The sequence below is a fragment of the Pseudomonas sp. P5_109 genome, from assembly GCF_034009455.1.
GTDB lineage: Bacteria > Pseudomonadota > Gammaproteobacteria > Pseudomonadales > Pseudomonadaceae > Aquipseudomonas.
In genome coordinates, this window is the sequence record NZ_CP125380.1 from 521,800 (window position 1) to 542,432 (window position 20,633).

The 20,633-nt window shown below is 60.6% G+C and carries 12 protein-coding genes; 8 read left to right on the plus strand and 4 right to left on the minus strand.

Annotation, left to right across the window (positions count from 1 at the left end):
• Positions 1 to 75 precede the first annotated feature (75 nt).
• From QMK54_RS02265 to aceE, 4 genes are all read right to left on the minus strand, one after another.
• A complete protein-coding gene (locus QMK54_RS02265) occupies positions 76 to 2,769 on the minus strand; it encodes a putative bifunctional diguanylate cyclase/phosphodiesterase (RefSeq protein WP_223593839.1) in 2,694 nt (897 codons plus the stop codon).
• A 229-nt stretch (positions 2,770 to 2,998) separates the two neighbouring features.
• Positions 2,999 to 4,393 carry an alkaline phosphatase D family protein gene (locus QMK54_RS02270; RefSeq protein WP_320401981.1) on the minus strand — a complete coding sequence of 465 codons (1,395 nt, stop codon included), beginning with the start codon at positions 4,391 to 4,393 and terminating at the stop codon, positions 2,999 to 3,001.
• Between the two features lie 1,026 nt (positions 4,394 to 5,419).
• Positions 5,420 to 7,363 carry a dihydrolipoyllysine-residue acetyltransferase gene (gene aceF / locus QMK54_RS02275; RefSeq protein ID WP_320401982.1) on the minus strand — a complete coding sequence of 648 codons (1,944 nt, stop codon included), beginning with the start codon at positions 7,361 to 7,363 and terminating at the stop codon, positions 5,420 to 5,422.
• Positions 7,364 to 7,374: 11 nt separating this feature from the next.
• Entirely contained in the window at positions 7,375 to 10,020 is a 2,646-nt protein-coding gene (gene aceE, locus QMK54_RS02280) for a pyruvate dehydrogenase (acetyl-transferring), homodimeric type (protein ID WP_223593855.1), read from the minus strand.
• A gap of 383 nt (positions 10,021 to 10,403) precedes the next feature.
• Here aceE and glnE point away from each other — a divergent pair, with 383 nt between their 5' ends.
• The 8 genes from glnE to QMK54_RS02320 all read left to right on the plus strand — a co-directional run bounded on the left by glnE (position 10,404) and on the right by QMK54_RS02320 (position 20,546).
• Positions 10,404 to 13,343 carry a bifunctional [glutamate--ammonia ligase]-adenylyl-L-tyrosine phosphorylase/[glutamate--ammonia-ligase] adenylyltransferase gene (glnE, locus tag QMK54_RS02285; protein ID WP_223593857.1) on the plus strand — a complete coding sequence of 980 codons (2,940 nt, stop codon included), beginning with the start codon at positions 10,404 to 10,406 and terminating at the stop codon, positions 13,341 to 13,343.
• Between the two features lie 243 nt (positions 13,344 to 13,586).
• Positions 13,587 to 14,621, plus strand: a complete 1,035-nt coding sequence (waaF, locus tag QMK54_RS02290) for a lipopolysaccharide heptosyltransferase II (RefSeq protein WP_223593858.1) — start codon at positions 13,587 to 13,589, stop codon at positions 14,619 to 14,621.
• A gap of 1 nt (position 14,622) precedes the next feature.
• A complete protein-coding gene (waaC, locus tag QMK54_RS02295; protein WP_110662048.1) occupies positions 14,623 to 15,684 on the plus strand; it encodes a lipopolysaccharide heptosyltransferase I in 1,062 nt (353 codons plus the stop codon).
• On the plus strand, positions 15,684 to 16,805 hold the full coding sequence (locus tag QMK54_RS02300) for a glycosyltransferase family 4 protein (protein ID WP_223593860.1): 1,122 nt from the start codon (positions 15,684 to 15,686) through the stop codon (positions 16,803 to 16,805). The genes waaC and QMK54_RS02300 overlap by 1 nt, the downstream gene beginning before the upstream one ends.
• Positions 16,806 to 17,612, plus strand: coding sequence for a lipopolysaccharide core heptose(I) kinase RfaP (gene rfaP, locus QMK54_RS02305; protein ID WP_110662050.1), 807 nt, complete (start codon positions 16,806 to 16,808; stop codon positions 17,610 to 17,612).
• Positions 17,612 to 18,346: a lipopolysaccharide kinase InaA family protein gene (locus QMK54_RS02310; protein ID WP_320401983.1), complete on the plus strand. Its 735-nt coding sequence runs from the start codon at positions 17,612 to 17,614 to the stop codon at positions 18,344 to 18,346. The genes rfaP and QMK54_RS02310 overlap by 1 nt, the downstream gene beginning before the upstream one ends.
• The gene (locus QMK54_RS02315) at positions 18,343 to 19,095 is read left to right on the plus strand and encodes a lipopolysaccharide kinase InaA family protein (RefSeq protein ID WP_110662052.1); all 753 of its coding nucleotides are present in this window, start codon (positions 18,343 to 18,345) and stop codon (positions 19,093 to 19,095) included. Before QMK54_RS02310 ends, QMK54_RS02315 begins: the two co-directional genes overlap by 4 nt.
• Positions 19,095 to 20,546 (plus strand): lipopolysaccharide kinase InaA family protein, encoded by a 1,452-nt coding sequence (locus tag QMK54_RS02320; RefSeq protein ID WP_320401984.1) that lies wholly within the window; start codon positions 19,095 to 19,097, stop codon positions 20,544 to 20,546. Before QMK54_RS02315 ends, QMK54_RS02320 begins: the two co-directional genes overlap by 1 nt.
• Positions 20,547 to 20,633: the final 87 nt, after the last annotated feature.

Genomic DNA, 20,633 nt, shown 5'->3' on the forward strand with positions numbered 1-20,633 from the left:
CACGGCTCTGACACACCGCATTCGCGAGCAAGCCCGCTCCCACAGGTTTTGTGTCATCCACAGATTCTGTGTTCGTCAGGCGATTGGGCCACGCGGGTAGCGTTTGAGCTTTTCGATCAGCTCGTTGCCCGGGATCGGACGGTCGAACAGGTAGCCCTGGCCGACGTCGCAGCGGTGACGGCGCAGGAACGACAACTGCTCGGCAGTTTCGACGCCTTCAGCCACGACCTTGAGCTTCAGGTTGTGGGCCATGGCGATCACCGCGGAGGTGATTTCCATGTCGTCCTGGTTGTCCGGGATTTCATGGATGAAGCTTCGATCGATCTTAATGATGTCGATGGGGAATTTTTTCAAGTAACTGAGCGACGAGTAACCGGTGCCGAAGTCATCCATGGCCAGGGTCAGGCCCAGACGCTTGAGCTGGTCGAGTTGCAGGTGGGTGTCCTCGGTGGCTTCCAGCAGCAGGCCCTCCGTTAACTCAAGCTCCAGCAAGTGGGCTGGCAGGGCTTCTTCCTTGAGGATGGTGGCGATGGACGCCACCAGGTCCGGATCGGAGAACTGCTTGGGCGACAGGTTGATCGCTACTTGCAGGTTGCCCAGGCCGACCGCGGTCAGCGCTTTGCTCATGCGGCAGGCCTGGCGGGCGATCCATTTGCCGATGGGAATGATCAAGCCGGTTTCTTCGGCGACGCTGATGAACTGGTCCGGGCGGATCATGCCCTTTTCCGGATGATCCCAGCGCAACAGTGCTTCCATGCCCAGCAGGCGACCGCTGCGCAGGCACAGCTTGGGCTGGTAGAACACATCGAGCTCGTTCTGGGTCAGGGCGCGGCGCAGGTTGTTTTCGACGAACAGCTTGTAGCTGGCCTCGGCATTCAGCGCTTCGGTGAACACTTGCACCTGGTGTTTGCCGTTGGCCTTGGCCTTGTGCAGCGCCAGCCCGGCGTTGCGCATCAGGGTTTGCGGGTCACGCCCGTGCAGCGGCGCACAGGCCAGGCCCACGGAGCCGGTGACGCTGATCAACTGGTTGTCGACGAACATCGGTTTGTCGAGGGTCGCCAGCAATTGATTGGCCACTTGCTGACCGACAGTGAGGTCGCTGTTGTCCAGTAACACGGCGAATTCGTTACTGGCGAATCGTGCCAGGCTGCCGCTCGGGATCAAGCTGTTGCGCAGGCGCCGGGCCAGGCTGATCAGCAGCTTGTCGCCGGTCTGGTGGCCGAGGCTGTCGTTGATCCGCTTGAAGTTGTCGATGTCCACCAGCAACAGGCTGATCGGCGCATCGCTGTCCCGGGCGAAGCGTTCATCGAGGTTGCGGATGAACGCCGGGCGGTTGCCGAGATTGGTCAGGTTGTCGGTGTAGGCCAGGCGCTCGATACGCTGCTGAGCGAGCTTGGTCTGGGTGATGTCTTCGTAGATGCCGATGTAGTGGGTCAGCTCGCGGTTGTCGCCGTAAACCTTGGAGATCGACAACTGGCCCCAGTAGGGTTCGAGGTTTTTTCGGCGGCTCTTGAATTCGCCCTGCCAACTGTTGCTCTTGGCCAGTGCCGAAGGCGCGTCGAACAGCAGTTCGCTGAGATTCTCCAGGGCCGGCAGTTCCGACAGGCGCTGACCGTGCACTTCTTCGGTGGAGTATTGGGTGATCGCAGTGAAGCTCGGGTTGACGTATTCCACCACGCCGTCGCAATTGACCAGCAGAAAGGCGTTGGCACTTTGTTCGACGGCACGCTGAAACAGGTGCAGGGCGCTGGTGGCGGCTCGCCGGTTGTGGTTGCTGATGACCTGGGCAAACTGGTCCGCCAGTTCTCCGGCGAAGGCGATTTCATCCGACTGCCAGGCACGAGTCGCGCCGGTCTGCTCCAGGCACAAAACGCCGACCACCTGGCCATCGACACGGATACTGGCGTCGAGCATTGCGTTGACGTCGCGCGGGCGCAGGCTTTCAGCCATCTCCCGGGTGCGTGGGTCGCGCATGGCGTTATGGGCGTCGATGGCGCGGCCGGTGTGCAAGGCGTCAAGGTAATCGGGGAAGATGCTGACGTCGATCGGTTGCGGCAGCAGGTATTCCTGGCTCGTGCGGTGATAGGCCGAGATCGGTACCAGCCTCGAGCCGTCGAGGTGCCACAGGCTGGCGCAGTCGATTTCGTAAATGTCGCAGGCGCTGCGGGTGATCAGCTCAGCGGCTTCCTGCAAGGAATTGCTGCTGCTGTAGCGTTGGCGGGTGAGCAGCAGGATCAGGTCCTGTTGGGCGCGCGCCCGGTCCAGATGCAGCAGTTGCTCCTGCTGTGCACGCTGATTGAGTTCCAGGGCAATTTGCAGGCGCGAGTTCTGGGTTTCCAGATCCAGGGCCGGTTGTAGCGGGTCGTCCTCGAACAGGCCGTCAATGACCAGTAGGTAGCCGCGCAACAGGTGGCGATTGTGTTGTTTGTAGGCTTCGCCCAGTTCCAGCAGGTTCAGGGAACCCGAGGCAGTGTGCAGGGTATAGCGAATCAGGTAATGCGTGCTTTCAGTCAACTGCTGCTGGATCGCGTCGTGCAGTTGATAGCGCGCTTCCGGCTCCATCAGGCTGGCGTAGGGCGAGCCCACCAGCGCACACAACTCCACGGCTGGCAGGCCGAACTGGCGTTCACAATTGGGGTCAAGAAACAGCAGCGCCCAGCTGGGTTCATTAAGCCGTTCGAAACGCAGCATGCCGAGCCGCGAGGGCACAGGCAACTGCGTCACTACCTCGGCCACCATACGGCTGGCGGCATCGGGTTGGCTTTTCATGGAGGGAAACTCGCTTCGAATATGCTGAACGCGCTGGGCTCTCGCCCTCTTTACTGTTGCCTGCGGCAAGGTTGCATCATTGCGACACCGACTGACAAGAGAGATGAAGGCCAAGTGCTATAAGAATATGTCGGCAGGTGCGAAGATTTCTGCAGTTTCCAGTAAAAAGTATTGTTATTGATCAGATCGCAGCCTTCGGAGCCGTCTCGAAGGCCGTGATTTTTTGCCGTCAACGCAATTCAATGTCTGTCGATTGCAATAGCTTGCCATCGCGATCGTGGTAATTCACCCGGATGCGTTTTGCGTCGATGACCAGATGCGCGAAGTTATCCTGACTGATGACTTTACCGGTCAGTTCCTGCCGATATTCGCCTGCGGCGGTCCGTGCCAGCGGACGGTCGAGGATAAAGCTGGATTGACTGGCATAGGGCAGCAGTTTGGAGTTGCACAAGGGCGACGAGACGATGGTGCGCACTTCGAAGTCCGGGTCTTCGCTGTGGGTCAGTCGGCTGGTCATGGAGGCGTGGACGTCACCGGCAACGAATATGACATTCTTCAGCCGGTGCGAACGAATGGTCTCCAGCAACCGCAGCCGTTGCCCGGGAAAGCCGGCCCAGGCGTCATCCCCGTTGTTTTTGGCATCCGGAAAGAACATCACGCTGGTGACCACCAACTTGACCCGGGCGGGGCTGTGGATCAGCCATTGGCATAAGGCATGTTCCTGTTCAACATCAAGGATGCGTCGATCATCGGCGGACAGATTACGCTGGGTGCGGCTATCGGTGACGAACCATTCGATATCGCCATCGGTGAACTGATACCAGTAGTGCTTCGGGTGCCGGCTGATCCGGCCATCGTCAAGCAACTCAAATACCGGGCTGTGGCTGGCTTGATATATCTCATAAGCACTTATGGCATTGTTATATAAAATATCATCCCCTGATCTTTTCTTGTCTGGCCAGTTATCTTCAATTTCATGATCGTCGAGAATCATGTAAGTCGATACGTTGGCCATTAACCTGGAAATATGCGGTTGGGAAAAAGCCGCACGGTATTTCGCGAGAATTTGCTGATATTCGCGGTCAGGCGCGAAAAAATTCAGATCGTCGACATAGATCTGATCACCCGTCATCAACATCGCGCTGACTGGCGGGTCGGCTTGTTGCGCCAATTTTGCAATGGAGGCAAATATCCGGTCGCCCAGTTGTGGCGCCGATGGGATACCGGCGGTCATCCGCAAGTAACGACATGAGCCGACGAAATAGGCGCGTGGTATGCCGATCGTGCTGGATCGGGTACGCAAGCGATAGAGCTCTTGCGGCCATTGCAGCGGCAGCTCTTGCAGCGAGTCCATGGTATGCCCGGCACTCGTGGTGCTGAACCAGCCGGCCTGGTATTCGTATTCGGTATCGGCCATCAGGTTATCGAGAACAATGACTTCGGATATATCTTGCAGGCTTGTCAGTCTTGCAAAGTTAGTCTTAATCCATTGTTCATGCCCGGATTGCCGATAACGGATGCCGGCAAATACGGGTGCACTTTTTTGCGCTGCGCCGCGCACAAATATGCGTGCATGATTAGTTGTGGTGTGGCCAATAATTGGCCCAATAGTTGGTTTGAACATGTTTGAGTCCATTCGTTGCCAGTTAATGGGTAGTTGGTTGTTTCGGATGTGATGGGAGGGTGTTCAGCCAAGACTAGTTATTTAGCCTGAATAAATATCTGGCAGAAATGGATTCGAGTTGTGGGCGATATCAGCCACAAATGTAGGAAGGCGTACGAAACAGGATCTTCATGCAATCCCGGGAAACACCGATAACGCATTACCTGTAGGAGCCGGCTTGCTGGCGATGGATTCAAGTGCGCCGCGTTTATTCAGTTCACACGCGTTATCGTTAACGACCATCGCTGGCAAGCCGGCTCCTACGAGAGGCCCTGTCGTGGTCCAAAATGATGAAGTTACGCAATACCTGTAGGAGCCGGCTTGCTGGCGATGGATTCAAGTGCGCCGCGTTTATTCAGTTCACACGCGTTATCGTTAACGACCATCGCTGGCAGCCAGCTCCTACGAGAGGCCCTGTCGTGGTCCAAAATGATGAAGTTACGCAATACCTGTAGGAGCCGGCTTGCTGGCGATGGATTCAAGTGCGCCGCGTTTATTCAGTTCACACGCGTTATCGTTAACGACCATCGCCAGCAAGCCGGCTCCTACGAGAGGCCCTGTCGTGGTCCAAAATGATGAAGTTACGCAATACCTGTAGGAGCCGGCTTGCTGACGATGGATTCAAGTGCGCCGCGTTTATTCAGTTCACACGCGTTATCGTTAACGACCATCGCTGGCAGCCAGCTCCTACGAGAGGCCCTGTCGTGGTCCAAAATGATGAAGTTACGCAATACCTGTAGGAGCCGGCTTGCTGGCGATGGATTCAAGTGCGCCGCGTTTATTCAGTTCACACGCGTTATCGTTAACGACCATCGCCAGCAAGCCGGCTCCTACAAGGGACCATGCCCACGCGGAAAATGAAGTGACCTCCAGGCCAGTGAAAGTCCCAAAAAAAAGCCCCGCCAAATTGGCGGGGTTGAGGTACGAGCGTGGCGCTCGGAAACGTGGAACGCAACAGGCCCTCCGGTGAGGGAGGGCCGGTCGGTATTACAGGAGCATGGTGCGGATGTCGCCCAACAGGTCGCTCAGACGCTTGGTGAAGCGTGCAGCAGCGGCGCCGTTGATCACGCGGTGATCGTAGGACAGCGACAGTGGCAGCATCAGTTTCGGCTGGAAGGCTTTGCCGTCCCAGACTGGCTGGATGGTTGCCTTGGAAACACCGAGGATCGCCACTTCCGGCGCGTTGACGATCGGCGTGAAGCCGGTGCCGCCAATGTGGCCGAGGCTGGAAATGGTGAAGCAGGCGCCTTGCATCTCGTCCGACGAAAGCTTCTTGGTCCGGGCTTTTTCAGCCAGGGAAGCCGCTTCGGCCGCCAGTTGCAGCAGGCTCTTCTGGTCGACGTTCTTGATGACCGGTACCAGCAAGCCATCCGGGGTGTCGACGGCGAAGCCGATGTTCACGTATTTCTTGCGGATGATCGCTTTGCCGCTTGGCGCCAGCGAGCTGTTGAAGTCCGGCAGTTCCTTGAGCAGGTGCGCGCAGGTCTTGAGCAGCAACGGCAGGACGGTCAGCTTGACGCCGGCCTTCTCTGCAACGGCTTTCTGGGCAACACGGAACGCTTCGAGCTCGGTGATATCCGCCGAGTCGAATTGCGTCACGTGCGGCACGTTCAGCCAGCTGCGGTGCAGGTTGGCAGCGCCGACCTGCATCAGGCGGGTCATCGGCACTTCTTCGATTTCACCGAAGCGGCTGAAATCCACGACCGGAATCGGCGGGATGCCCGCGCCACCGGTTGCGCCAGCAGTGGCTGGTGCTTCCTTGGCCTTCTGCATCATGGCTTTGACGTAAACCTGCACGTCTTCTTTCAGGATGCGACCGTGCGGACCGCTGGCGCCAACGGCGCTCAGCTCGACACCGAATTCGCGGGCCAGTTGACGCACGGCAGGGCCGGCGTGAACTTTCGCGCCTGGCTTGGCAGGTGCGGCGGCCGGAGCGGCAGCAGGTGCAGCGGCAGCAGGAGCAGGTGCGCTTGGAGCAACAGCGGCAGCGGCAGCTGGAGCCGGGGCAGCAGCCGGGGCGGCGCCTTTGACTTTCAGCTTGAGGATCAGGTCGCCGGTGCCGACTTCGTCATCGAGCTTGATGGAAACACTTTCCACCACGCCAGCAGCTGGCGATGGGATTTCCATGCTCGCCTTGTCGGATTCCAGGGTGATCAGCGACTGGTCGGCGGCAACGGTGTCGCCGGCCTTGACCAGGACTTCGATGATCTTGGCCTTGCCCGACGAACCGATGTCCGGGACGTGGATGTCCTGAACGCTGTCGGCAACCGGTGCAGCCGGAGCTGCTGCAGGAGCAGGCGCAGCGGCGGCAGCTGGAGCGGCAGCCTGGGCCGGAGCAGCAGCCGGTGCCGCGGCACCCGCCACTTCCAGATCGAGGATCAGGTCGCCAGTGCCGACTTCGTCGTTGAGCTTGACGCTGATGGCCTTGACCACGCCAGCGGCAGGCGACGGGATTTCCATGCTCGCCTTGTCGGATTCGAGGGTGATCAGCGACTGATCAGCCTCGACGGTGTCGCCGACCTTGACCTGGATCTCGATGATCTGGGCCTTGCCCGACGAACCGATGTCCGGCACGTGCACTTGCTGAACGCTGGCGGCAGCCGGCGCAGCAGCAGGAGCCGCGGCGGCAGGGGCTGCAGCCGGCTTGGCTTCAGCCTTCGCGGCTGGTGCAGCGGCAGCCGCAGGAGCAGCAGCGGCACCTTCGACTTCCAGCTCCAGCAGTTCGTCGCCTTCTTTCAGGCGATCGCCCAGCTTCACTTTCAGGCTCTTGATGATACCGGCCTTCGGCGCGGGCACTTCCATGCTCGCCTTGTCCGATTCCAGCGTCAGGATGCTCTGGTCGGCTTCGATACGGTCGCCGACCTTCACAAACAGTTCAATTACTTCACCTTCACCGCTGCCGATGTCAGGTACGCGAATGAGTTCGCTCACAGAATCTCTCCTCAGCAGTCCAGTGGGTTGCGTTTTTCCGGGTTGATACCGAACTTGACGATGGCCTCGGCCACCACTTTAGGTTCGATGTCACCACGGTCAGCCAGTGCTTCCAGGGCTGCCAACACCACGAAATGACGGTCAACTTCGAAGAAATGACGCAGTTTCTTGCGGCTGTCGCTGCGGCCGAAGCCGTCGGTGCCCAGGACTTTGAATTCCTTGGACGGTACCCACTGACGGATCTGCTCGGCGAACAGTTTCATGTAGTCGGTAGAGGCGATGACCGGACCTTTACGGCCGTTCAGGCACTCTTCCACATAGCTCAGCTTAGGCTTCTGGCCAGGGTGCAGACGGTTGGTGCGCTCAACGGCCAGGCCGTCGCGACGCAGTTCGTTGAAGCTGGTAACGCTCCACACGTCGGCGCCGACGTTGAACTCTTCGCGCAGGATCTTCGCTGCTTCACGGACTTCACGCAGGATGGTGCCGGAGCCCATCAGCTGAACGTGGTGCGCCGCTTCGCGGTTGTCTTCTTCGAGCAGGTACATGCCTTTCTTGATGCCTTCTTCGGCACCGGCCGGCATGGCTGGCTGCTGGTACGACTCGTTCATCACGGTGATGTAGTAGAAGACGTCCTGTTGCTCTTCGGTCATCTTCTTCATGCCGTCCTGAATGATCACCGCCAGCTCATAGCCGTAGGTTGGATCGTAGGTGCGGCAGTTCGGGATGGTCGCGGCCAGCAGGTGGCTGTGACCGTCTTCGTGCTGCAGGCCTTCACCGTTCAGGGTGGTACGGCCGGCGGTGCCGCCGATCAGGAAGCCACGGGTACGGCTGTCGCCAGCGGCCCAGGCCAGGTCGCCGATACGCTGGAAGCCGAACATCGAGTAGAAGATGTAGAACGGCAGCATCGGCTGGTTGTGGCTGGAGTACGAAGTACCGGCAGCGATGAAGGAGCTCATGGCGCCCGCTTCGTTGATGCCTTCTTCGAGGATCTGGCCCTTCTGGTCTTCCTTGTAGAACATCACCTGGTCTTTATCGACTGGCTCGTAGAGCTGGCCGACGGACGAGTAGATGCCCAGCTGACGGAACATGCCTTCCATACCGAAGGTACGGGCTTCGTCCGGGATGATCGGGACGATGCGCGGGCCGATTTCCTTGTCCTTGACCAATTGCGCGAGGATCCGCACGAAGGCCATGGTGGTGGAGATTTCACGGTCGCCCGAGCCGTCCAGGATTGCCTTGAGGGTATCCAGTGGCGGAGTCGGAACGCTGAAGCTTTGCGCGCGGCGCTGTGGCACGAAACCGCCCAGTGCGGTACGGCGCTCGCTCAGGTAGCGGGCTTCGGCGCTGCCTTCTTCCGGTTTGAAGAACGGCAGGTTTTCGAGTTCGTCGTCTTTGACCGGGATGTCGAAACGATCGCGGAACAACTTCAGGCTTTCGACATCGACCTTCTTGGTGTTGTGCGCGGTGTTTTTCGCTTCGCCGGCACCGGTGCCATAACCCTTGATGGTCTTGGCCAGGATAACGGTCGGTTGTTCTTTGTGGTTGACCGCTTCGTGGTACGCCGCGTAGACCTTGTACGGGTCGTGGCCGCCACGGTTGAGCTTCCAGATCTCGTCGTCGGACAGGTCTTCGACCATCGCCTTGAGTTCTGGCGTGTTGAAGAAGTGTTCACGTACGAACGCGCCGTCTTTGGCTTTGTAGTTCTGGTACTCGCCGTCGATGACTTCGTCCATGCGACGTTGCAGGATGCCGTCGACGTCCTTGGCCAGCAGTGGGTCCCAGAAACGGCCCCAGATGACTTTGGTCACGTTCCACTGGGCACCGCGGAACACGCCTTCGAGTTCCTGGATGATCTTGCCGTTGCCGCGAACCGGGCCGTCGAGGCGCTGCAGGTTGCAGTTGATGACGAAGATCAGGTTGTCCAGCTTCTCGCGGCCGGCCAGGGAGATCGCGCCCAGGGATTCCGGCTCGTCGCACTCGCCGTCGCCCAGGAAGCACCAGACTTTCTGTTTGCCCGGCTGGATGAAGCCACGGTGCTCCAGGTACTTCATGAAGCGTGCCTGGTAGATCGCCTGGATCGGGCCCAGACCCATGGATACGGTCGGGAACTGCCAGAAGTCAGGCATCAGCCAAGGGTGCGGGTAGGACGACAGGCCCTGACCGTCGACTTCCTGGCGGAAGTTGTTCATCTGGTCTTCGGTGATGCGGCCTTCCATGAATGCACGGGCGTAAACGCCTGGCGAGGTGTGGCCCTGGAAGTAGATCAGGTCGCCGCCGTGTTCGTCGGTCGGGGCCTGGAAGAAGTAGTTGAAGCCGATGTCATACAGAGTCGCACTGGAAGCGAAGCTGGAGATGTGACCGCCGAGGTCAGAATCTTTCAGGTTCGTACGCATTACCATGGCCATCGCGTTCCAGCGTACCAACGAGCGAATGCGGCGTTCCATGAACAGGTCGCCAGGCATGCGTGCTTCGTGGGTAACGGGGATCGTGTTGCGGTAAGGCGTGGTGATGGCGTAAGGCAACTGCGAACCGCTGCGGGTCGCGAGTTCACCCATACGGGTCATCAGATAGTGAGCACGGTCTTCGCCTTCTTTGTCGAGAACCGATTCCAGGGCGTCCAGCCATTCCTGGGTTTCGACGGGATCGAGGTCTTGCATGGCTTGCTCCAGGGCGGAAAGGCTACCAGAATCGGTTGCCTGAGTTAGCGACTGGCCTTGTGGGCAGACGTTATGAATTCTTGGATTGCCGACAGGTTGTTCCGGCGGCGTGTAGTTTTACTACAAATCTTCCGGCATTTCAGCCCGTCTAATGTATATACGAGTAGTAAAACTACAGATGAGCGGCTTGTGGCCCACGGCTGCGTTGTGAGAATAATCGTTAAGGTTGGTCTTTTTCCAACTACAAAAGGTAAAAGCTTGATGCTGGCTGCCAAAATAGAAGAAATTTCAGCTATTTCTAACTTTTGTTCGACACTCCCTCAGGTAGTGGGTTTTCGAAAACCACTACATGCAGCCCGATGCACGCCGATCAAGGATAGACCATGAGCCTCCCGCCGATTGCTGAACTGCCCGCCATTCTCCTGCCGTTGGTCACCCGCGCCGAGCAGTCGTTCCGGGCTGCCGTCGCCGCTTTGGACGATGACCGCGGGCTGTCTGCCTGGACACCGGAACGCTGGGCGCAATTTGCCCGCGTCACCGCCGCCAGCGATTTTGTGATTGAACAGTGTGTTCGTGACCCTTTGATGTTGCTGGAGCTGGTGCTGTCCGGCGAACTGGACCGCCGCTTCGCCCCTGGTGAGTTGTGCGCTCAGATCGCGACCGCCGTGAGCGTGGCCGAGACCGAAGATCAACTTGGCCGCGCCTTGCGTCGCCAACGGGCACGCCACCAGGTGCGGATCATCTGGCGCGACCTGACCCGTCAGGCCGACCTCGTCCAGACCTGTCGCGACCTCTCGGACATGGCCGATGCCAGCATCGATCAGGCCTATCAATGGTTGTACGTGCGGCATTGCCAGCAGTTCGGCGTGCCGACCGGCCGGCGCAGCGGCGAACCGCAGCAGATGGTCGTTCTCGGCATGGGCAAGCTCGGCGCCGTGGAGCTGAACCTGTCCTCGGACATCGACCTGATTTTCGCCTACCCCGAAGGCGGCGAAACCGTTGGGGTGAAGCGCGCGCTGGATAACCAGGAGTTCTTCATTCGTCTGGGCCAGCGTCTGATCAAGGCCCTGGACCCGATGACCGTCGACGGCTTTGTGTTCCGCGTCGACATGCGCCTGCGTCCGTACGGTTCGTCGGGCGCGTTGGTGCTGAGCTTCAATGCGCTGGAGCAGTATTACCAGGATCAGGGTCGCGACTGGGAGCGCTACGCGATGATCAAGTCGCGAGTGGTGGCCGGCGATCAAGTGGCCGGCGCGCAACTGCAGGACATGCTGCGGCCGTTCGTTTACCGGCGTTACCTGGACTTCTCGGCCATCGAAGCGCTGCGCACCATGAAGCAGCTGATCCAGCAGGAAGTGCGGCGCAAGGGCATGGCTGACAATATCAAGCTGGGTTCCGGCGGTATTCGCGAGGTCGAGTTCATTGCCCAAGCGTTCCAGTTGATTCACGGCGGCCGCGATTTGAGCTTGCAGCAGCGCCCACTATTAAAGGTGTTGAGCACACTGGAAGGCCAGGGTTACCTGCCGCCCGCCGTGATCAGCGAATTGCGTGAAGGCTACGAATTCCTGCGTTACACCGAACACGCGATCCAGGCGATTGCCGATCGCCAGACGCAAATGTTGCCCGATGGCGAACAGGATCAGGCGCGCATTGCCTTTATGCTGGGTTTCGCCAACTGGACCGCTTTCCACGAACAACTGATGTATTGGCGTGGCCGTGTGGCCTGGCACTTCGGGCAGGTGATCGCCGATCCCGACGAAGAGCAGGGCGCCGAAAGCGAAGTGGTGGTCGGTGGTGAGTGGTTGCCGTTGTGGGAAGAGGCCCAGGACGATGAGGCCGCCTGCCGCCAACTGGAGGAGGGTGGTTTCAAGGATGCCCCCAAGGCCTTGAATGCCTTGGCCGGCTTGCGCGGCAGCCCGCAATTGCGGGCGATGCAGCGACTGGGGCGCGAACGTCTCGATGCGTTCATCCCGCGTTTGCTCGCGCAGGCCGTGGAGCATGCCAATCCGGATCTGGTGCTGGAGCGCGTGCTGCCCCTGGTTGAAGCCGTGGCCCGTCGTTCCGCATACCTTGTGCTGTTGACCGAGAACCCCGGTGCGCTGCGGCGTTTGCTGACGCTGTGCGCGGCGAGCCCGTGGATTGCCGAGCAAATCACCCGTTTTCCGCTGTTGCTCGACGAATTGCTCAACGAAGGCCGGCTGTTCAAGCCGCCACTGGCGCCTGAACTGGCCGCCGAACTGCGCGAGCGCCTGACGCGGATTCCCGAGGACGACCTCGAGCAGCAAATGGAAGCCCTGCGCCACTTCAAGCTGGCGCACCGCTTGCGGGTAGCCGCATCGGAAATCGCCGGCAGCCTGCCACTGATGAAAGTCAGCGATTACCTGACCTGGCTCGCTGAAGCGATCCTGGAGCAAGTGCTGGCACTGGCCTGGCGCCAGACCGTGGCCAAGTACGGCACGCCGCTGCGCACCGATGGCACTTTGTGCGATCCCGGCTTCATCATTGTCGGTTATGGGAAAGTCGGCGGTCTGGAACTCGGGCATGGTTCGGACCTGGACCTGGTGTTCATTCACGACGGCGATCCGCAGGCTGAGACCGACGGACCCAAACCCATCGATGGCGCGCAATTCTTCACCCGTCTGGGGCAACGGATCATTCACTTGCTGACGGCGCAGACCAACTCCGGGCAGTTGTATGAAGTGGACATGCGCCTGCGGCCGTCCGGTGCGTCGGGGTTGCTGGTGAGTTCCTTGGGGGCGTTTGCCCGATATCAGGAGAACGAAGCCTGGACCTGGGAACACCAGGCGCTGGTGCGAGCGCGGGTGCTGGTGGGCAGTCAGGATGTCGGCCAGGCCTTCGAGAAAGTCCGCGCCGCGATACTGGGCAAGACGCGTGATCTGCCGACCCTGCGCCAGGAGGTCAGCGAGATGCGCGCCAAGATGCGCGATAACCTCGGCAGCAAGAGTACGGCGGCCGGCACCGGGGCAAATGCCTTCGAAGCCACGGCGCCGTTCGATATCAAGCAGGACGCCGGAGGTATCGTCGATATTGAATTTATGGTGCAATACGCGGCCCTGGCGTGGTCGGAAACACACCCGCCATTGCTGCGCTGGACGGACAACATCCGCATTCTGGAAGAGCTGGAGCATGAAGGGCTGATGCCCGTCGAAGATGCCGGCCTGTTGCGTGAAGCGTATAAAGCGTACCGTTCCGCCGCCCACCGACAGGCTCTGCAGAAGAACCCGGGGGTGATACCGGCTGACCAGTTCGCGGACGAACGGCGGCAGGTCATGCGGATCTGGCGTGAGCTGGGGCTAGGCTGAAACGGGATATTCGATACGCCAATATTCCCTGTAGGAGCGAGCCTGTGGCGAGGGGGCTTGCCCCCGTTTGAGTGCGTAGCACTCACAAGATCTTTGGTACATCAGAGTTTTTGGGGCTGCTTTGCAGCCCAACGGGGGCAAGCCCCCTCGCCACAAGCTCGCTCCCACGGTAGATCTACGGTGTTTTGTAGAATTCTCGAGGCGGGGAGGCGTAGGCCTCCCCGGTTCGTTTATGGAAACCACATGAAAATTCTGATCGTTGGGCCCAGTTGGGTCGGTGACATGGTGATGGCGCAGACACTTTTCCAGTGTCTGAAACAACGCCACCCGCAATGCGAAATCGACGTGCTGGCCCCCGAGTGGAGCCGGCCGATTCTTGAGCGCATGCCCGAAGTTCGCCAGGCCTTGAGCTTTCCGCTCGGTCACGGCGTGCTGGAACTGGCGACACGTCGGCGCATCGGCAAATCCCTGGCCGGTCAGTACGACCAGGCGATCCTGTTGCCCAATTCCCTGAAGTCGGCGCTGGTGCCGTTCTTTGCCGGTATCCCCAAGCGTACGGGCTGGCGTGGCGAATTCCGCTATGGCTTGCTCAATGACGTGCGCACGCTGGATAAAGATCGTTATCCGCTGATGATCGAGCGCTTCATGGCTCTGGCTTACGAGCCGGGCGTTGAGTTGCCAAAACCCTATCCGCGCCCGACGCTGCAGATCGACCCGGTCACCCGCGAGGCGGCACTGGCCAAATTCGGCCTGACCCTCGACCGTCCGGTGTTGGCCCTGTGCCCCGGCGCCGAGTTTGGCGAGTCCAAGCGCTGGCCGTCCGAGCATTACGCCAAGGTCGCCGAAGCGAAGATCCGCGAAGGCTGGCAAGTCTGGCTGTTCGGTTCGAAAAACGATCACGCCGTGGGCGAAGACATCCGCGCGCGGCTGATTCCCGGCCTGCGCGAAGAATCGGTCAACCTCAGCGGCGGCACCTCGCTGGCCGAAGCCATCGACCTGCTGTCCTGTGCCGATTCCGTGGTGTCCAACGACTCCGGCCTGATGCACGTCGCCGCCGCGCTGAACCGCCCGTTGGTGGCGGTCTACGGCTCGACGTCGCCGGGTTTCACGCCACCGTTGGCCGAGCACGTGGAAATCGTGCGCCTGGGCATCGAGTGCAGCCCGTGCTTCGATCGCACCTGCCGTTTCGGTCATTACAACTGCCTGCGCCAGCTCATGCCGCAGGCCGTGAACGAAGCCTTGCAGCGGTTGCAGGGCACTGTGGTCGAGGTCAAATAGCTTGCGGGTTCTGTTGATCAAGACTTCTTCGCTGGGCGACGTCATTCACGCTTTGCCGGCGTTGACCGACGCGGCGCGGGCGATTCCCGGCATCAAATTCGACTGGGTGGTGGAAGAAGGCTTTGCCGAGATCCCCACCTGGCATCCGGCGGTGGGCAAGGTGATTCCGGTGGCGATCCGTCGCTGGCGCAAGAACATCTGGCAGACCATCAAGAGCGGTGAGTGGAAGCGCTTCAAGCAAAGCGTGCGGGCCACCCAATATGACCTGGTGATCGACGCCCAGGGCTTGCTGAAAAGCGCCTGGTTGACCCGTTACGTCAAGGCGCCGGTGGCCGGCCTCGATAAAAACTCGGCGCGCGAGCCCATCGCTGCGCGCTTTTACAATCGGCGCCTGGCCGTTGCCCGTGGGCAACATGCGGTGGAGCGAGTGCGTCAGTTGTTCGCCATCGCGTTGGGCTATGACCTGCCCAAGGGGCTGGGCGACTATGGCTTGAGCGTCGAGCGTCTGGTGGAGTTGCCGCGCAAGAACCCGTACGTGGTGTTTCTGCACGGTACCACCTGGGACACCAAGCACTGGCCCGAAGCCTACTGGCGCGAGCTGACCGAGCGGGTCGGCTACCTTGGCGTCGGTGTGAAACTGCCTTGGGGCAATGCCGTGGAAAAGGCCCGCGCCGAGCGCATCGCCGCAGGTTTCAAGCACGCCGAAGTGTTGCCGAAGCTGAACCTGGCGGGTGTCGGCAAGGTGCTGGCTGGCGCGCAAGCCTGCGTGGCGGTGGATACCGGCCTGGGCCATCTGGCCGCCGCGCTGGATGTGCCGACGCTGTCGCTGTTCGGCCCGACCAATCCGGGCCTGACCGGTGCCTATGGCAAGGTGCAGATTCACCTGGCCAGCGACTTCTCGTGTGCGCCGTGCCTGCAGAAGAAATGCACCTATCAACCGACGGCCGAAGATGCCCGTCAATTTGACCTGAAACGCGAGTGGCCATTGTGCTTCACGCGTCTGAACCCCGAGCGTGTCGCCAGCCGACTGAGCACGTTGTTAATGGCTGAGGAGCTGCGCTGATGCAATTGGCATTTGTCCTGTACAAATATTTTCCGTTTGGCGGCTTGCAGCGCGATTTCATGCGAATCGCCCTGGAGTGCCAGAAGCGTGGTCATCAGATTCGCGTCTACACACTGATCTGGGAAGGCGATGTGCCGCCGGGTTTCGAAGTGCTGGTGGCGCCGGTCAAGGCGTTCTTCAATCATCGGCGCAACGAAAAGCTCAGCGAATGGATGGAGGCGGACCTGGCCAAGCGTCCGGTCGATCGCCTGATCGGCTTCAACAAGATGCCGGGCCTGGACGTCTACTACGCCGCCGACGGCTGCTTCGAAGACAAGGCGCAGAACCTGCGCAACTCGCTGTACCGCCGCTGGGGCCGCTATCGCCACTTCGCCGAGTACGAGCGGGCGGTGTTCGCCAAGGACGCCAAGACCGAAGTGTTGATGATTTCCGAGGTCCAGCAGCCGCTGTTCATCAAGCATTACGACACGCCGCTGGAGCGCTTCCACCTGCTGCCACCGGGCATCGCCCAGGACCGTCGCCGACCGGCCGATGCCGATGAAATTCGTGCCGGGTTCCGCGCCGAATTCGACCTCAAGGACGACGAACTGCTGCTGGTGCAGATCGGCTCCGGGTTCAAGACCAAAGGCGTGGACCGCAGCCTCAAGGCACTGGCGGCATTGCCTGCCGAGTTGAGGAAACGCACCCGGCTGTTTGTAATTGGCCAGGATGACCCCAAGTTATTCCAGATGCAGAGCGCAACATTGGGGCTGGGCGACAACGTCACGTTCCTCAAGGGGCGCAGCGATATCCCGCGTTTCCTGCTGGGTGCCGATCTGTTGATCCACCCGGCGTACAACGAAAATACCGGCACCGTGCTGCTCGAAGCGCTGGTGGCCGGCTTGCCGGTGCTGGTGAGCGCGGTGTGCGGTTACGCCCATTACATTGCCGAGGCCGACGCGGGCCTGGTGCTGGACGAACCGTTCGATCAGGCGCAACTGACGCAATACCTGACCGGCATGTTGAACGACGCTCAAGCAAGGGCGGCCTGGAGCCGCAATGGTCTGGCCTTCGCCGAGACGGCCGACCTCTACAGCATGCCGCAACACGCGGCCGATGTGATTCTGGCGGAGCACGCTTAAATGAAGTTGATGCTGGCTGAACCGTTCAAGAGTCTCTGGGCCGGACGCGACCCGTTCGCCGAAGTCGAGGGGCTTGAGGGCGAGGTGTACCGCGAGCTGGAAGCACGCCGGACATTGCGCACGGAAGTCGACGGCAACGGGTTTTTCGTGAAAATCCACCGTGGCATCGGCTGGGGCGAAATCTTCAAGAACCTGCTCACCGCCAAATTGCCGGTACTTGGCGCGGGCCAGGAGTGGACGGCGATCCAGCGCCTGCAGGAAGCCGGCGTGCCGACCATGACCGCTGTCGCGTATGGCGAGAAGGGCAGCAACCCGGCCGACCAGCACTCGTTCATCGTCACTGAAGAGCTGGCGCCGACGGTCAGCCTCGAAGACTTCAGCGTTAACTGGACCAAACAGCCACCCGAGCCAAGACTCAAGCGCGCGCTGATTGCCGAAGTCGCACGGATGACCGGCATGATGCACCGCGCCGGGGTCAACCATCGCGACTGCTACATCTGCCATTTCCTGCTGCACACCGACAAACCGGTGACCTTTGATGACTTCAAACTCTCGGTGATCGACCTGCACCGCGCCCAGACCCGCCCGGCGATCACCTCGCGCTGGCGCAACAAGGATCTGGCCGCGCTGTATTTTTCCGCCCTGGACATCGGCCTGACCCGCCGCGACAAGCTGCGTTTCCTCAAAGGCTACTTCCAGCAACCGTTGCGGCAGATCCTGAGCGAAGAGGCCGGGCTGCTGAACTGGCTCGAAGGCAAGGCCAACAAGCTCTACGAGCGTAAACAGCGATACGGGGATGCGCTCTGATGTCGGGTTGGAAACTGGAACCGGCCTACAGCGAACTGGCCGATGACTTTGGCAGCCTTGAAGCCGTGTTTGCGCTGCAAGGCGAGCGTTTGACCAAGGACCTGTTGTCCGAGGTCATTCGTGTGCAGCGCAAGGGCGTCAACTATTACGTCAAACGCTACGTGGGCGCCGGAAAAGGCTTGCGCCGTTATCTCGGCAAGCCACGGGTGAAAATGGAGTGGCAGAACCTCAAGCGTTTCGCCAAGTGGGGCATTCCCACCGCCGAAGTGGTGGCCTGGGGGCTGGAACGGCGCGGTGCGGCCTACGCTCGCGGCGCAATGATTACCCGGGAATTGCCGCGCACCGAAGACTTGTCGGCACTGGCCGAACGACAGGATCCGAAACTGTCGGATCGTGCCTGGGTCGACGCCATCAGTCGTCAGTTGGCGCAGTACACCCGGACCATGCATGACCACCGCTTCACCCATAATGATCTGAAGTGGCGCAATCTGTTGATCGACGATGAGGCTCGACTGTTCTTGATCGATTGCCCCAACGGCGATTTCTGGCGCGGTTTCTGGCTCAAATACCGCATCACCAAGGATCTGGCGTGCCTGGACAAGGTCGCCAAGTATCAACTGTCGGCTACCCAGCGCCTGCGCTTTTACCTGCAATACCGCAACCGGACCCGGCTCAACGCCGCGGACAAGAAGCGTATCCGGCACGTGGTGAGATTTTTCGAGGGACGCGAATGACTGATTTCCTGGCCGCTGAGGACCGTGCGCTGCTTGAGCGCCATGGCCTTGGCACGTTCGAAGCGCTCTGGGCCAAGCAGCTCGATGCGGTGGACGAACCCAACACCGGTCGCGGCGGCTGGAGCAGCGTGTTTCGGCTGGACCTGGAAGGTCATGGCTACTACCTCAAGCGTCAAAGCAACTACCTGACCCGCACCTTGCGCGCACCCTTCGGCGAGCCGAGTTTCGCTCGCGAGTTTCGCAACATCTCCCGTTACCGGAAGATGGGCATCCCGGCGCTGGAAGCGGTGTTCTACGGGGAGCGCAAGGTCAATGGCGAAGTCCGCGCGATCCTGCTGACCCGTGCCCTGGATGGTTGGGACGACCTCGACTCGCTGTTGCAGCGCTGGAATGAATTGAGCCCCGAGCAGCACTCGGAGATCCTCAAGGCCAGTGGCGAACTGGCCCGGCAGCTGCACGCTGCACGGCAGGTGCATGGCTGCTTCTATCCCAAGCACATTTTCATGCGCGCCACCGGCACCGGCTATCAGGCGCAATTGATCGACCTGGAAAAGACCCGGCCGCTGCTGTACGGGCAGCGCGACCGAATCAAGGACCTGGAACCGCTGACGCGCCGCGCGCCCGAATGGGGTGAATCGCAACTGCGGCAATTGCTGGCCGCCTATCTGGATCAACCGCAGGACAGCACGCTGATCGACAGCTGGCTGCAGCGTTTGACGGCGCGGCGCAGCCAGAAGGGGCCGCGCTGATGCGTTTGTCCGAACTGAAATCCGCTGGCCGTAATCCGGTTTTGCCGCTGAGCGTATCGCTGGCCGACGCTGCCGGCCCTGCCGATCTGCAGCTGCTGAGCCTGTTGCGGGTGTTGCCGGGGCAGCGTTATGTCGGTGCCGGCGTCTGGCGTGGCCGGCCGGTGTTGGCCAAGTTGCTGGTCGGCAGCAAGGCCGCTCGGCACTTCCAGCGTGAACTGGATGGCGTACGCCTGCTCTCCGATCAAGGGCTGACCACGCCGCAGCTGTTGGCCGATGGCCTGAAGGAAGGCGATGGTGGCTGGCTGCTGTTCGAGTTTCTGGAAGGCGCCGAAAGCCTGGGCGAAACCTGGAAACAGGTTGAGCAGCAGCCCGTATTGTCCGATGGACAAGGGGCGGTGCTGGCCGAGGCGTTGGGCGCGATCGGTCAGATGCATCGCAAGGGCCTGTGGCAGGAAGACCTGCACCTGGATAACCTGCTGCGCCAGCGTGGTCGCCTGTACTTGATCGACGGTGCCGGGATTTGCGCCGAAACGCCGGGGCAGCCGCTGTCGCGGCAGAAAGTCCTGGAAAACCTCGGGGTGTTCTTCGCCCAGTTGCCGAAGTCGATCGAACCCTTCATTGAAGAGTTGCTGGTGTATTACCTGCTCAGCAACGGCGAACACGCCCTGCCCATGGAAGCGTTGCAGAAGCAGATCGACAAGGTCCGCAGCTGGCGCCTCAAGGACTACCTGATCAAGGTCGGCCGCGAATGCACGCTGTTCAGCGTGCAGCGCGGAGCCTCCGGCTTGCAGGCGATTCGTCGCGAGGAAGAGGCCGCCATGTTGCCGGTGCTGGAGCAGGCCGATGCCTTGCTCGACCGGGGGCATCTGTACAAGACCGGTGGTGCGGCGAGCGTCGGCAAGGTCGAGGTGGATGGCCGCACGCTGGTGATCAAGCGCTACAACATCAAGGGTTTTGCCCACTGGCTCAAGCGCTTCTGGCGTCCGAGCCGGGCCTGGCATTCATGGCGCGAAGGCAATCGCCTGGCGTTCCTCGGGATTGCCACGCCCACGCCGTTGGCGTTGCTGGAGAAGCGTTTTCTGTGGCTGCGCAGCCGTGCCTACTTGATCACCGAGTATCTGCCGGGGCCGGACATCATCGAGCGTTTTGCGCCCTATGTTGAAAGCGGTGATGCACCGGAGTCCGAACTGGCGGCGCTGGATCATCTGTTTGCCGAACTGATTCGTGAGCGCATCAGTCATGGCGACTTCAAGGGGCATAACCTGTTCTGGCAGCAGGATCGCTGGGCGTTGATCGACCTCGACTCGATGTGCCAGCACGGCTCCCTCGGAAGTTTTGCGCCGGCGTACGCCAGGGATCGCGCGCGGTTCATGCGCAATTGGCCTGAAGGCAGTGCCCTTTACCAGGTCATCGATCAGCGTCTTCCCAAGGATATCTCCAGCGCGGCCTGAATCGGACCTTCGGTCCTTTCGCGAGCAAGCCCGCTCCCACAGGGATTGTTGGTGAGCACAAAACGTGTGAACACCTCAGTTAAAACT